This is a genomic window from Dokdonia pacifica (assembly GCF_900188275.1).
Classification (GTDB): Bacteria; Bacteroidota; Bacteroidia; order Flavobacteriales; family Flavobacteriaceae; genus Dokdonia; species Dokdonia pacifica.
In genome coordinates this window covers 385901-401785 of record NZ_FZNY01000004.1, presented here as the reverse complement: position 1 = coordinate 401785, position 15885 = coordinate 385901, and the positions used below count along the sequence as shown (strand labels likewise).

Annotated in this window: 6 protein-coding genes and 1 pseudogene; 4 read left to right on the top strand and 3 right to left on the bottom strand. The window is 37.2% G+C overall.

Annotated elements, in window-relative coordinates:
* On the bottom strand, positions 1-9910 hold a 9910-nt coding region (locus CHB80_RS14135; protein ID WP_089372141.1), incomplete at its 3' end, for a PKD domain-containing protein.
* Between the two features lie 882 nt (positions 9911-10792).
* Here CHB80_RS14135 and CHB80_RS14130 point away from each other — a divergent pair.
* The 3 genes and pseudogenes from CHB80_RS14130 to CHB80_RS14120 all read left to right on the top strand — a co-directional run bounded on the left by CHB80_RS14130 (position 10793) and on the right by CHB80_RS14120 (position 13426).
* Positions 10793-11047 (top strand): hypothetical protein, encoded by a 255-nt coding sequence (locus tag CHB80_RS14130; RefSeq protein ID WP_089372140.1) that lies wholly within the window; start codon positions 10793-10795, stop codon positions 11045-11047.
* 188 nt (positions 11048-11235) lie between these two features.
* Positions 11236-11903 (top strand): annotated as a pseudogene (locus tag CHB80_RS14125) (IS6 family transposase).
* Positions 11904-12223: 320 nt separating this feature from the next.
* Positions 12224-13426 (top strand): IS256 family transposase, encoded by a 1203-nt coding sequence (locus tag CHB80_RS14120; protein ID WP_089372139.1) that lies wholly within the window; start codon positions 12224-12226, stop codon positions 13424-13426.
* Between the two features lie 73 nt (positions 13427-13499).
* Here the strand turns inward: CHB80_RS14120 and CHB80_RS14115 are convergent, their stop codons facing one another.
* Both CHB80_RS14115 and CHB80_RS14110 read right to left on the bottom strand, forming a co-directional pair.
* On the bottom strand, positions 13500-14135 hold the full coding sequence (locus CHB80_RS14115) for a hypothetical protein (RefSeq protein WP_089372138.1): 636 nt from the start codon (positions 14133-14135) through the stop codon (positions 13500-13502).
* Positions 14125-14793 carry a DNA-processing protein DprA gene (locus tag CHB80_RS14110; protein WP_089372137.1) on the bottom strand — a complete coding sequence of 223 codons (669 nt, stop codon included), beginning with the start codon at positions 14791-14793 and terminating at the stop codon, positions 14125-14127. The genes CHB80_RS14115 and CHB80_RS14110 overlap by 11 nt, the downstream gene beginning before the upstream one ends.
* 261 nt (positions 14794-15054) lie before the next feature.
* Here CHB80_RS14110 and CHB80_RS14105 point away from each other — a divergent pair, with 261 nt between their 5' ends.
* The gene (locus tag CHB80_RS14105) at positions 15055-15789 is read left to right on the top strand and encodes a hypothetical protein (protein WP_143337144.1); all 735 of its coding nucleotides are present in this window, start codon (positions 15055-15057) and stop codon (positions 15787-15789) included.
* The last annotated feature ends 96 nt before the right edge of the window (positions 15790-15885 follow it).

Below are 15885 nucleotides of genomic sequence, written 5' to 3'. Positions count from 1 at the left end.
CAACAAGCGTCTGATTCGCCATAGGATCTAAACTCGCTATCGTACCTACCAAGTTCGGGGTAAGGTTCGTATCGGTGACATCAATGCTCGTTACCGTAACATTGCCTGTGTTAGTAACTACAAAGGTGTATAAAATCATATCACCTGGACTCACAACTCCATCTCCATTAGTATCCTCATAAGCGCTTGTCTTCACAAGATCTATGCTAGGAGCACAAGAAATAATGGTTGCTGTCACTGAGTTTGTACAACCCGTTATCGGATCAACATATATATATTCTATAGTATGAGGTCCAGCAGCTTGCACTGCAGGATCAAATGTTGTATTAGAAACACCATCTATTGTTATTGCAGTTCCAGTTCCACCAGTTGCAAAATCAGGAGAAACTATCGTCGTAAGATCTAGCGCTGATTCTCCAGTACAAACATATACAGGGGCCGTAATAACGGGCATTGGCAACGGATTGATCGTAAGATTCATCGTATCAGATACAGAAGCCGTACTACACGTTCCATCTCCTGTAACTGTCTTCGTAAGTTGTACGACAGAAGCACTCATATCAGCAGTACCTAACGTATATATAGGAGTTTCCGCGAAAGCGTTATCAAAAATCCCATCACCATTAGTTGTCCATTCTATAGTTCCACCAGAAGATGTCGAAGGTGTCATTGCCGAAGAAAGATCAAAAGAACCTCCGTCTGCACAAATTTCTTCATCAGACCCTGCATTTACAGTAGGAGCAGTATCTATAGTTACAATAATTGTAGCTGTATTACCTACGCAACCTGCAAGGCATGTAGGGGTTACAACATAAGTAACAGTAAGTGATCCTCCTGTTGTATTTGTATACGTATCATTTGCAATCGCATTAGCTGGTAAACCTGTTGCTGGAGTTGTATTACCAGCGGCAGCTGTCAAACCAGTATCTAGAGTAACACTTACCAATTGCCAACTTACTGCTGGCACACTCGTAGGAGCCGTCTCTAATTGAACACCAATAGGCGAATCACTACATACTGTCGTATTGAGTGCCGTTGAAACTACAGGTTCTGGATTAACAGTAACTACAATATCAAAAGGAGTCCCCACACAATTATCTGGGGCAGTTCCCGTAGGAATAACTGTATATGTAATCGTTACTGCATCTGCTGTAAGATTTGTATAGGTATCTGTAATATTTGCAGCACTTCCTGTTAAACGATTTGCTCCAGCAGGTACGTTTCCTTGATCTGAAGATGCTACGGTATACGTAAATGTACTTCCAGCTGATAGTGCTACAAGATCAAAATCTAGTGCAATATCACTACAAACCACATCTGTTTGATCTGAAATATCGTTTGGCGCGTCATTAATAGTTAATGTCACCTCTGTACGTGTCAAGCTTGAACAATCATCTGCATTTACTGACTCTGCAAAATACGTAACCGTTCCAACGGTACTGAGTGTTGGATTTGCAACTACAGTCCCTGCGGTTGCCATATCATACCACACGATTGTACTTCCCGAAGGAATTGTAATCGCATTATTTGCATCTAAAGTTTGTATTGGAGATGCTTCACATTCAGTGATGTTACCAGAACTTGTAGCAGCAGCTGGACTTCCTTGTATCGTAAGTGTTACAGGCGTTCTAGTAGCGCTTATACATCCTGTTACTGAATTTTCCGCTTGCGCGAAAAAGGTCACAGTCCCAACCATATTTAGGTTGACATCTGCATCATCTACAATAGTTCCTCCTGTTAAAGCATCATACCAAACAATCGTATCTCCATTGACTAGTGTCGCTGAAGCAACAAGTGTCTGAATAGGATCTTCTTCACATTCCGTTTGATCTCCTCCAGATGTTGGAGGCTCAGGTTGCATATTAATTGTAAGTTCAATCGAATCAGAAACAGTCGAAGTTACACAACTTCCAGTTCCTGTTACTGTCTTTGTAAGTGTAACAATACCCGCAGTTATGTCTATCGAACTAGGAGTATATACAGGGTTTTCAATAGTGTTATCTGTAAATACTCCAGTACCACTAGTCGTCCACTCAATAGTTCCATTAGTTGATGTACCTCCTGTTAAGGTATACATCATATCTGAACAAATCGCAGCTGTGGCTGGACCTGCATCTACCGTTGGCTCATCTTCTATAGTGATCGTTACCGTATCTACCGCCGTACTACAAGGTGCAGTTGCATTACTTGTTAAAGTTAATATATAATCACCAGGAACCGTTGCTGTAAACGTAACAGTCTCTGGAGTTGATGTAGCCGTGGTTATACTTAATACTCCATCTCCCATCGTTGGGCTAGTCGTGATTGACCATGTACCTTCTGTAGCTCCGCCACCGATACTTGCATCACTCAATGTGTATGCACCAGCGTCGGAACATAAAGCCATATCTGATCCAGCTTCTACCGTTGGATCTTCATTGATCGTAAGAACTGTCGTATCTGATACAGAACTTGTTCCACAAGCTCCTGTCCCAGTTACTGTTTTAGTTAAGGTTATTGTTGTTGCAGATACATCTAATGCACTTGCAGTATACACTGGATTATCTATGGTAGCATTTGAGAATGAACCTGAGCCACTAGTCGTCCACTCAATAGTTCCGTTGGTTGATGTGCCGCCTGTTACCGTATACATCATATCTGAACAAATCGCAGCTGTGGCTGGACCTGCATCTACCGTTGGCTCATCTTCTATAGTTATCGTTACCGTATCTACCGCCGCACTACAAGGTGCGGTTGCATTTGTTGTTAAAGTCAATATATAATCACCTGGAACCGTTGCTGTAAACGTAACAGTCTCTGGAGTTGCTGTAGCTGTGGTTATACTTAACACTCCATCTCCCATCGTTGGGCTAGTCGTGATTGACCATGTACCTTCTGTAGCTCCGCCACCGATACTTGCATCACTCAATGTGTATGCACCAGCATCTGAACATAAAGCCGTATCTGATCCAGCTTCTACCGTTGGATCTTCATTAATCGTAAGAACTGTCGTATCTGATACAGAACTTGTTCCACAAGCTCCTGTTCCAGTTACAGTTTTAGTTAAGGTTATTGTTGTTGCAGATACATCTAATACACTTGCAGTATACACTGGATTATCTATGGTAGCATCTGAGAATGAACCTGAGCCACTAGTCGTCCACTCAATAGTTCCGTTGGTTGATGTGCTACCTGTTACCGTATACATCATATCTGAACAGATCGCAGCTGTGGCTGGGCCTGCATCTACCGTCGGTGCTGCTTCTACAGTAATGGTTACTGTATCAGTCGCTGGACTACAAGGTGCGGTTGCATTACTTGTTAAAGTAAGTACATAAACTCCTGCGACAGTAGCACTAAAACTTGTGGTCTCTGGAGACGCCGTCGCTGTCGCTGGTGTAACTGCACCATCACCTCCTGTAGGTTGGGTAATCGTCCAGATTCCTGTGGTTGCACCTCCGCCAATACTCGATCCAACCAAAGTATAACTGCCAAAGTCTGTACATAAACTCGTATCATCACCAGCCTCTGCAGTTGGGTCTTCATTAATCGTTAAGGTAACATTATCTCTCACAAATGTGCTGGCACATGCGCCAGAACCTGTTACTGTTTTTGTTAACGTAACTACTCCAGAAGTTACATCCTGTGCACTTGGAGTGTATACTGGATTCTCTGCAGTATCATCATTGAAAGTTCCTGTTCCGCTCGTGGTCCATAAAATCGTTCCATTGGTTGATGTTCCGCCTGTTACCGTATACATCATATCTGAACAGATACTTGCTGTGGCTGGACCTGCATCTACCGTCGGTGCTGCCTCTACAGTAATAGTTACTATATCAGTCGCTGGACTACAAGGTGCTGTTGCATTACTTGTTAAAGTAAGTACATAAACTCCTGCGACAGTAGCACTAAAACTTGCAGTCTCTGGAGACGCTGTCGCTGTAGCTGGTGTAACTGTACCATCACCTCCTGTAGGTTGGGTAATCGTCCAAATTCCTGTGGTTGCACCTCCACCAATACTCGATCCAACCAAGGTATAGCTGCCAAAGTCTGTACATAAATTCGTATCATCACCAGCCTCTGCAGTTGGATCTTCGTTAATCGTTAACGTTACTGAATCTACTGCTGGACTTGCTGAACAAGCTCCACTAGTAGTTACTGTTTTTGTTAACGTAACTGTCCCTGCTGATATATCTAAATCACTTGCCGTATACACTGGATTATCAATCGTAGCATCTGAGAATGATCCAGACCCACTCGTTGTCCACTCAATAGTCCCGTTGGTTGATGTGCTACCTGTTACCGTATACATCATATCTGAACAGATACTTGCTGTGGCTGGGCCTGCATCTACCGTTGGCTCACCTTCTATGGTGATTGTTACCGTATCTACCGCTGCACTACAAGGTGCGGTTGCGTTTGTTGTTAAAGTCAATATATAATCGCCAGAAACCGTTGCTGTAAACGTAACAGTCTCTGGATTTGCTGTAGCCGTGGTTACACTTAACACTCCATCTCCCATCGTTGGACTAGTTGTGATTGACCACGTACCTTCTGTAGCCCCACCACCAATACTAGCATCACTCAATGTGTATGCACCAGCGTCTGAACATAAAGCCGTATTTGATCCTGCTTCTAACGTTGGATCTTCATTAATTGTAAGAGTCACTGTATCTGACACTGAACTTGAAGAACATGTTCCATTACCAGTAACTGTTTTTGTAAGTGTTATTGAACCTGACGTTACATCCGAAGGACTTGGCGTGTAGATTGGATTTTCCGCGGAAGCGTTATTAAAAGATCCCGATCCACTAGTTGTCCAAGCAATAGTTCCATTGCTCGATGAACTTCCAGTGACAGTGTACATCATGTCTGAACAGATTGCAGCCGTAGCTGGACCTGCATCTACTGTTGGTGTAGCTGTTACTGTAATTGTAACGGTATCTGTTGCCGCGGCAACACAAGGTGCATTAAAATCTGTAGTAAGCGTCAGTATATAGACGCCTGCTGCAGTTGCTGTAAAAGTTGCTGTCGATGGATCTGCTAATGCAGTTGTTGGCGTAACAGTTCCTGCTGTACCAGGATTTGTTGTTACTGACCAAGTAGCTTCGGTAGCACTTCCTCCTATACTTGATCCTATTAAGGTATAACTTCCAAAATCAGCACATAAATTTACATCTGTTCCTGCTTCAGCTGTTGGTTCCTCACACCCAAGTGCTACAGTAAATGTTGTCTCATCGTCATCAGGGTTTCCATCACCTAAGTCGTCAATGCTTGAATCTGTTGTAGGATCACTATCAGGGTCAAACTGATCGCTTGCTATAATCTGGGCACTGTTAGTGTAAGGCCCCATAGCATTAATTATAGCACTATATACAACACTTATTGTGGCTCCACTAGGTATATCAAGATCTGTCCAAGTAATTGTTGTATTACCTGCATTAAAGATGCCTCCATTAGAAACTGATCCTGGTACCAATGTAAGACCAGCTGGCAGTATATCTTCTACTGAAACACCTGAGGCATCTGAATTTGTAGCATTGGCATCATTATTAAAAATACTAATCGAATAATTTATGGTTTCTCCAACATTAGCTGACGTTGGAGTTGCTAATTTCGTGATTTCTAAATCTGAAATCCCTTTAATCTGTAGCTCCATTTGATCTGCTACAGGCGTACAATTTCCATTACTTACTGTCCACTCAAAAATATAGATCCCTATTGCTGTATTTGTTACGGCTGTAGTAGGGCTATTCTCATCTACAAAATTTGCAGAGGTAGGTCCTGAAACCTGAGTCCAAGTCCCTACTTCAGGAGAAGTAACTGGTGTTGCTTCTAAATTAACATTAGTAAAAGCGGGTACACATAAATTTGGTCCAGCTTCAGAACTGATAGGTTGATCAATGACTTCTATAATCATACGATCTTCAAAAGAACACCCATCATTTCCAGTGGTGGTTGTTGTCCATATAAATTCATACGTTCCTGTAGAAAGACCAAAAACCGTTGCATCTGTATCACTCGGAGGAGCAATCACTGCTCCACTTGGATTAGCAGGGTTTTGTGACCAAGTTCCAATACCACTAGTAGGAGCAATAGCCGCAAGGTTTGTTTGCGTTTGATTACACAATACTTGATCTGGTCCAGCCATCGCTACAGATGGTGGCACATCATTAAACTGTACTGTAACTATACTAATAGAGGGATCACAAGCTGATGGATCTGGGAATGGCGATGGAAGTGGGCCATTCGTAATTGTCCATTGTAATTCATAAGTCCCTAAGGCAATATCTGATAATGATGTGACTGGATTATTTGGATTATCAATTGTTGTACTTGAACCTGGAGGGGAGTTTATAATAGTCCAAGTTCCAATACCAACACTTGGCGTGTTTGCTGCTGTCATGTAATCGAGTTCACAAGCCTCTAAATCGTCAGGGCCAGCATTAGAAGTTGTGGGAGGCTCATACATCGTAATACGAAGTACGTCAGATAATTTTGTACAAGCCCCACTAGAAAAAGTATATTCTAAAATATATAATCCTGGTACAGTAAGACCTGTAACCGTAGTGGACTGTGCAGTATCATCTGTAATCATTGCATTTGCAGTAGAGGGCTGAAATTCAATACTCCATTCTGATGATACTCCGCCTCCTGGGGTGTTTCCAGAGATCGGCACAGATCCGTTAGGCATTGTATCTCCAATACAGATAAAAAGTTCATCTGGAGATGCAACAGGTTCTGGCATGTCTGGAACAGCATCTACTCGAACAGTTGTTTGAGCAGAGCCAGGATCACATCCTCCAGAAGCTGGTATCGTATATTCAAAAACATAAGGAGTTGTATTTGGAACAACAGCAGCATTTGCAGTATATGGGCTTGTAGGCGTAATGGTTACTGAACCACAATCTCCACCCACACAGGTCCAAGTTCCATTAGAACCTACAGTACCCGTGAGGATAACATTTTCTACATTACATCTAACCTCAAGAGGTGCTCCAGCTGTTGCAGGAGCTATTACTTCTATAGTAATATCCTCAAAAGAGTCCATTCCTGGAGCACAAATACTATTGCCTGTACTTACAATAGTTAATCTAAAAGTATAAAAACCCGTAGTAAGCCCTGATATACTTGCAGTATTAAAGTCAGAAGATGTTACAATCGTTGGATTGTTAGGAGCTCCAGCAAGTAGAGACCAAGTTCCAACTTCTGTAGCTGTATTGATAGGATTTGCAGCATTTAGGGTAAGTGTTGTTTGATTACATAATACTGTAGAAGAAGGGGGAGTTATCGCTGCTATAGTAGGCGGAAGCCCCACTTCTATATCTACTGTTGTAGATTGTGTATCACAATCGCCTATTTGAACATCCCAACTAAAAGTATATAAACCATCAAAAATAAAACTTACAGAAGATAATGGGTCATTGACATCTGCAAAAGTAAAACCTCCTGGACCTGAGACGTACGTCCATGTACCCACTGCTCCAGAAGAAATCGTTGCATCCATCGTGGTGCTTGTAGCACATATTTGTTGATCTGTTCCTGCGTCGGCAACAATAGGGTCGGCGATAGTAACCACGACACTATCTTCCGTGGTCCCACAAGGTGATGTAGAATCGTCTATAGTCCACTTGAATGTATATGTTCCATTTCCTGGAACTGTTGCTATTGCATTAGGATCATTTGCATTAGGAGAGAAGGTAGCACCTGCTGGAACTACAGACCAAGTCCCTTGTTCTGGTGCCATTACTGCATTTGCTTCTAAACTAATTTGTGTTGTGCCAGAAGCGCAAATAACAACATTTCCAATAGTAGAAGGAGTTAATGGAGGATCATTTGAAGTCGTAAAGCTTACATCTGCAGATGAAGCGCCTGAACATGTAGGCTGTGGATTAACGTAATCTATTGTCCAAGTAAGGGTGTAAGTTTCGTTAGCAATAAAGCCTTCTGCAACTGCATTTGGGTCATTCACATTAGGAGTAAAACTGAGTCCTCCAGGACTTGCACTCCAAGTTCCTATTTCTCCATCCCCAGGAACACTTCCTTGTAATTGAAGTGATTCACCAGGACACACCACTGTTCCCGCAGCAACTGTTGCGGCTGTTGCGGTTGTAAGTACTGGATCATTTACTGTGATGTCTACAGTTGAAGAAGCAATAGGACAATTAGGACCTGTAAGATTTGCATATCTAAAAGTATATGTTCCTACGTCAAGTCCGTTTACCGTTATATTTTGTGCATAAGGATCACTAATTGTAACTGAAGTTGGACCATTAACAAGGCTCCATTCTGATGTTCCAATAGTTATTGCGCTCCCACTTAAATTTACAGAAGTTGGTAAAGCCGCGCAAGGTAGTGTAACTCCTGTTCCCGCATTAGGCTCATCGGGAGACCCGTTTGACACAATAACGGATATAGCATCAAAACCATCTGTACAACCTATTGGAAATTCTCCTGCCTGTGTTCGATTAAATTCGATAACATATGTACCTGGCTCAAGTAAATCTACACTCAAATTTGAGCCTACATTCTGGGGACTTGTTGGAAATATAAAGCCAGATCCTGCAGGACCACTAATTATTGAATATGATGTACTTCCAGAACCTGTGTTGCTAACAGGTATGTTAAAACGTGTCATTCCGCAGTCTCCAAATAATTGATCATCTCCGTTATTTGCAGTTACTGTCCTATTATTATTTCTATAACGTACATTATATATTTTTTCTTCAAAACATCCTGTAGTGGCATTTTCGAGTGTAAACGTAAATTGGTAAGGATCATTTGCACTGTTAATTCCAGAAACCAAAGTATTAACAGTACTTGCTGGTGTTGGGCTAAAAGTAACTGTATTGCCCCCGCCAGTTTGAGTCCAAGAAACCTCTTCACCTGCAAATCCTGGAATTATACCTTCTAATGTAACATCGTTTACAGAGGTATCACAAATTACAATATTAACTGTTCCCCCTACAGGTGTAATGTCTTGCGTTGCCGCGGGTACTGTTATAACAGTATCTGCAAAACCAGAGACACAAGGACCTGATGCAGTCCATCTTAATGTATAAATACCTTCAATAAGCCCAGAAACATTTGTTGAAGCATTACTTGCATTTCCAAAGGAAGGTACCGCTGGACCACTTACAAAAGACCACATTCCTGACTGTCCTCCTAAACCACAACCAGCATTACTTCCTTGAATTGTTGTGCTTTGAGTTGCTGTATAACAATTACTTAACATTTGATCACCACTTAACACCTCTACTGGCATCTCTCCTCCAAAATTTGTTACATCTAAAAAATCTACCGAAGTACAAAATCGACCAGTACTGTATTCTCTTTCTATTGTCCAAGCTAAAGTAGTTGTACCACAACTACCAGAAGATAATGTTATAGTTGTTGTTGGAGAGGTTAACGATGCTATAGTAACACCCGCTGGATTACCAGGTGTTACTACAGACCACACTCCTATTTCTCCTGCAATCTCTGGTGTGTTACCACTTATGATGAGTCCCCCTGATGCATCAGGGCAAGAAGCAATGTCATCACTTGCGACAGCCTCAGTCAATCCTTCTATTGTTACTGTTTTATCCTGAAAACTTTCTATACCATCTCCGCAAACTGCAGAAAATCTAAAAATATATGTATTTCCTCCACTAGTTCCAGTTACGGTAGTAACAGGCATATTAGGAGTATCTATAATAACTGAAGGCCCTGAAATTTGTGTCCAAGAAACATCTCCGATTCTAGGCATAACATCATTCCCTGTTAAAGTGATCGTTGATCCTTCACAAAATGTTTGATTTAAGCTACCTGCATTTACTGTACAATTCTGCGCGAATGAGACAAAAGGTATAATTGCAAATAAAGCTAAGAATACATTTAGTTTTACATTAGTCTTAAGCATTTGACTAAAATGAGCGTATAATTTTTTCATAGATTGGTTTTCTATTTCTGAAAAGGCTAATTATTTTCGATTGAAAATTTATTTGTTGTAATTGGATATGTAAATAGCATCCTATAAGTTTTTGCTTTCGCGAAAGCAAAACATTTCAGGATTTATAATAGGATCAAGAGTAGTGCTTGAAATAGTAGAATGATAAAACTTCGATGTTTTTATACGATTTAAAAAAAATCCCAATAATACATTCACCAGCAGTAAAGTTACTAACTGGTAAATAGTCATCACTTCTACTAACATATAGTTTACAAAACCACCAAACAGCAAAAACAACCATGTATTGGGTGTACAAAAACGGAGTATTAAAAAGTAGTTTTCAAGCATGTGTAATAAATTTAAAAATATAAGAAAAGGCTTATTTACCTCTTAATGTTTACTGTTAAACCGTAAAATCATAAAATATTGATTTACAATAGATGTAAACATACATTTAATTAAAATTTGATTCAAATATATATAATATTAATATTTAATTAACTCTTTTTATCGATAAAAATAAACATTTTATCGATTTTTATAAAAACCAAGATCATTCATTATATAATTATAATTAAGTAAATTATGATAAGTAGCTTAATATCTATTTCAGGTTCAAGAATTAATTCACATAAAAATATGATTTTGTACTACATACCAATTAAAGCATATAATACATACACTAAAAATGTTAAATAATCGATGAAATACTTTATTTTATCGATTAAATGTAATTTTTAAAAATGTTTCAAAGACAAAAAAATATAAAAAGTAAAGAATCATATTTAGAAATATATTGGAGGTATGGAAACGATTAAATATTTAGTCTACTAATAAATTACACATGTAAATAGTTTTTTACTTGAAAATGATCTTAGAATTATGAAAGAACCACAAAGAGATTTAGATTCTATTGAACTAACTAAAATAATTAGATCATTGATGCATTTCATAGTTATCGACAGTAAAAAATTTATAAATGAAAAAGAGAAAGCAGAATATATAAAAAGCTACATCTATATTTTTTCAAAATCAATAAATGGAATGAGTGATTTTATAAACATGAAATTAATTCATGACCAAATAGAAAAAGACATTTTAAATTTAGATCTTGAAAACGTTGTAAGGAAAAACTAAAACTATATCATTTGAAGAAAAAAATTACTGGTAATTCATGTATCTTAAAAATTCTTCGGAACATTTACCGTCTAACACAAGTGCAGTAGTAACAATAATGTTTTCTTATATATAGTTGCGAGTTAGTTTCTGTCGCATTAATTCTACTATTTCAAATATACTTAAGTTTGATGTTTTAAAGTAGTTCCATATACAAACACCATCAATATCCTCACATCATCATACAACAAGCGATATATTTCAAATTTCGATTTAGTTTAAGTTACGTGATATTGAAGAATTGATGGCTATTCGGGGTGTCAGAGTTGATCATTCCACAATCCAGCGTTGGGTGTTTAAGTTTTCTAAAGGCATAGAGAAAAATATGAACATTCGTAAACGGCAAGTAACAGATAGTTGGAAACTTGATGAAACGTATATCAAAGTAGGAGGTAAGGATAAGTATTTATACCGAGCAGTTGATAAACAAGGGAACACTATAGACTTCCTTCTGACAAAGCGAAGAATGAAGGGTTCTGCTCAAAAGTTCTTGAACAAGGCTATTGGAAATAACGGCAAGCCTAGGATAATAAATATTGATAAGAGCGGTGCTAATACAGCTGGAATACGGACTTGGAATAAAAGGAGTTTAACTTCAAAAAAGATAAAAATTCGACGAGTGAAATATCTTAACAACATTGTGGAGCAGGATCATCGTAGTATAAAAAGGAGAATTGCAATTACCACAGGATTTAAAGAATTTGAATCAGCACAAAGAACACTCGCAGGAATAGAAATCGTACATATTATTAGAAAAGGACAGATATTGAATCTTAAAACTTCAATGTTTAAAACCTTTTGTTCACTGGCTGTTTAATCTTTAAGTTTCTTTCAAAATCATATAATCATCGAAATAATGCGACAAAACCCTAAAATCAATTAAGTTATAAAAACATTAAAAGCAAAGCTGATAAAACAATTTTGCTTCTAATTTAAATTCTAGTTTTCAAAGACTATTTGCAACTATTGCATTTTATGACGAATCCCATAAATGGAACAAATTATTGTAAAATTATCTTGGAGGTTGTAGGTCAATTTTTTTTAACGGTAGTATCCGATAAACTGTGTAAGTAGAAAATTAGGCGGGTTTTAAAACCTGCCTAATTTTTTGTTTAATTTTAATAACACAGTTTTCTTATGAAAGATTTAAAGAAACAATTTTTGGAGAGTGGCTTACTCGATGGATTAAAGACCGAAGCCGAATTAACTAGTTTATTGAAGCAGCTTCATAGTACTGCTTTAGAATCCATGCTACAAGGAGAGCTTGATGCTCACTTGGGATATCCCAAAAACGCAAAGAATCAAGGTTCTAACAGTCGCAATGGGACTACAAAGAAACACATCAAGACGGAGTTTGGTAAAAGTCAAATAGAAGTGCCTAGAGACCGTCAAGGTAATTTTGATCCTGTTGTGGTTCCCAAACACAAGAGTAATTCATTATCAGTTGAGAACATAGTCATCTCTCTTTATGCTAAAGGAATGAGTGTATCAGATATTGAAGATGAACTTCAAGAGATCTATGGATTTAGACTCTCTACTTCAGCTATTTCAATCATTACTGATAGAGTTAACCAACACGTCTTGGATTGGCAGAATAGACCTCTAGAGAGCGTTTATTGTGTCGTATGGATGGATGGTATTGTTTTTAAAGTCAGGCAAGCTGGTAAAGTAATAAACAAGACTATTTATCTAGCTGTAGGACTTAATCGGGAAGGTCGTAAAGAGTTACTCGGTATGTGGCTTGGACATAATGAGTCAGCTGCGTTTTGGCAAGGGGTGCTTACTGATATGAAAGCTCGTGGTGTTGAAGATATATTGGTTACTGTAACGGATAATCTCAATGGTTTTACTCAATCCATCAAAAATGTATTCCCTACAGCAGATACTCAAATTTGTGTAGTTCATCAAATACGTAACAGTGCACGCTATGTAGTATGGAAGGATAAAAAAGCCTTTACTGGAGATATGAAGCATATATACAATGCTCCAAATAAAGAGATGGCAAAAGCAGAACTAGACCGATTTGCAGAGAAATGGAATGACAAATATCCCTATGCTGTGCAATCTTGGCAGAGAAACTGGGAAGAACTCACTGTATTTTTTGACTTCCCATTAGAGATTAGAAAAATCATCTATACAACTAATCTCATTGAAAATCTAAATGGTAAAATCAGAAAGTACACTAAAAATAAGATGGCATTCCCAACGGATGACGCACTTAAAAAGTCAGTATATTTAGCATTAATGCAAATCACTAAAAAATGGACAGCTCCAATTCATAATTGGGGACTAATACTTAATCAGTTCTTAACTATATTTGAAAAACGGGTCCAACTTTAAAAAGGTAAACCCCCTGAAATTCTGTTTACACAAAATTTTGGACACTGTCTTTTTAACAAATTATAAAGAATACCTAATCAGGAAGACTCACTTTATCATAAGTAGCATTATACTTCATTGTTTTGTAAGATGGTTTAACAATGGTTTTTAATTCTTTAACAAATCCTCTTGTTCTCATAGCTGTGAAAACAAATATTTCAGCGTCAGGATATGTTTCTTCTAATTTTCTTGCACAAGCAAATGAAGTTCTTCCTAGAGTAAATACATCGTCTATAAGAATAATTTTATTTACAAAAGCAATAGGATTTTTAGTTTTTAAACTCTTGTAATGTGTATTGCAACTTGGTCTATCACTAGCACGAGAAAAACTACTTGACTTAGGAACTTTCTTCTTCCTTTCTATTAATTCTTCAACTCTTACTCCAAATCCTTTTCTTACTAGATGCTCTGCTAAAATTTTCGTGGGAAACAAAGCTCCTTCTATCAGAGGAGTACTTCTTGGTACTGGAACGAGGATAGAATTATCATTAAACATTAAGCGTATAGGATGGTCTTCTTCTAATTTTTCAATATGACTAATCATACGATTGATAATTGATGAATTTCCAGCCTTTATACTACCGCATATTTTTCTTGACATTATAGCTAATTCATTTTCACCATTAGTCGAGAATTCTAGCATTGTTGCGAAATCTATACTAGAAAGCATAATCAAATTTTGCTGTTAAATAAGGAATTGATTCTAATATTGAAGAAATATTTTCTCTAGTTAATACTTGTGCTCCATATTCCAGCATTTCTTTAGCCCATTTTATAGAAGGATCATTAGCTACATTTTCTAAAATATAAACCTCTCTACCTAGTCTTAGTGCCTCCCAACCTTGATGTCTTGTTCCACTATTCTCTGTTGCTTCTATAATAATAGTAGCATCCGATATAAGTGCCATAGTTCTATTTCTTATGGGGAAGTTTTTAGGTTGTACAGGGTATCCTATTGAAAATTGTGATATCGCTAAATGTTTATCTTTTATGACTTCTAACAAACTAGCATTTTCTTTTGGATATGCTTTGTCTAATGGAGTTCCTAAAACAGAGATCGTTTGACCTCCGTATTCAATGGCTGTTTTATGAGCCATTGTATCTATACCCGATGCTAAACCACTAACAACAATAATATCATTATCAACCAAGGCTTTTGAGATTACACTAGCTCTTCTAAGACCATTTGTAGTAGCTTTTCTTGAACCTACTACAGAGATTCTTCTTTTTTCAAAAAGTAAACTTTGATCTCCAGCAAAAAACAATTCTTTAGGGAAATGTTTTTTTTCTGTTTCTGTAAGTAAATTTAAGTATTCTTTAAAATCCATTTAGTGTAAATTACGAGAATGATTTTTTCAAATTTAATGAAACTAACTTTAATTCTTTTAAGCTACTTTTAAGCTACTTTTAAGCTACTGGATATATTTAAAAATTTTGCGATTGTAAGTTTTAAAAACAAATATAAGAAATTAGATATGCTTTTAATTTATTTACCCATTCAGAACAAAGAAACTTTATTTTTAAGGTAAGTATAAATTTTGAAAAGGAAATTGAAGATCGATTTTGATATCATTTTACCTACTGAATGGATGAAAAATATTGTATATTTTCAATCATATCAGACTACTATGACATTTTCATCTATTTTAGGCGCTATTCTAGCTTTATATGCTTTAGCCCGAAAAGCTATTAAAAACGAACCTCTAAAAAGTAAAATACAAGCTACTTTAGAGCAGACAAATTCTTTTTTGCGAAAAGCTATTGATATTCAACCTACATTAATAATGCTAAGTATTGGAAAATATGTAGGTCAATTAGCTTTAGGGTCATTCGTTCTAATTATACTAACTTCATTTTTACCAGAAATCTATGCTGAAAAAATACTAGACTTCTTTACTTCCACTTTAGTCATCTGTATATATCTATGCCTTGCGATTTACTGGAAACATAATCATATATATGCTCTTGATGAGTTTTTTAAAAATTGGTATATCCGCTTTCTTATCATTCTACCTTTAGTTGTTTTTATTATCGATAGTATTTTTAACCTTACTATATTTGAACTTGAGTCAAAGTATTACATTTTCTCTAATCGAATTATATTATATATAATCTTTCATATTAGTTGGATATTAACACTCTTTCTATTCTACTATATATTGTTTTGGTTAATAACTATAGTCTTCTACTACCCTATATTACTACTATTATTTTTTATTTCTTATGGTATCCGTGGGGTTAATAAATATATGGATACACATATTTTAGATGGTATTGTCGCTCTTATTACCATCGTTTTAGCATATCTAAAGTTTTTCACCTAATATAATTTAAGAATAGTTTTCCAAAAAATTATATATCACACACTCCACTGCGCTCTATATAACACTTTTAAAATAAAGCATCCCTTATAAGGGAAG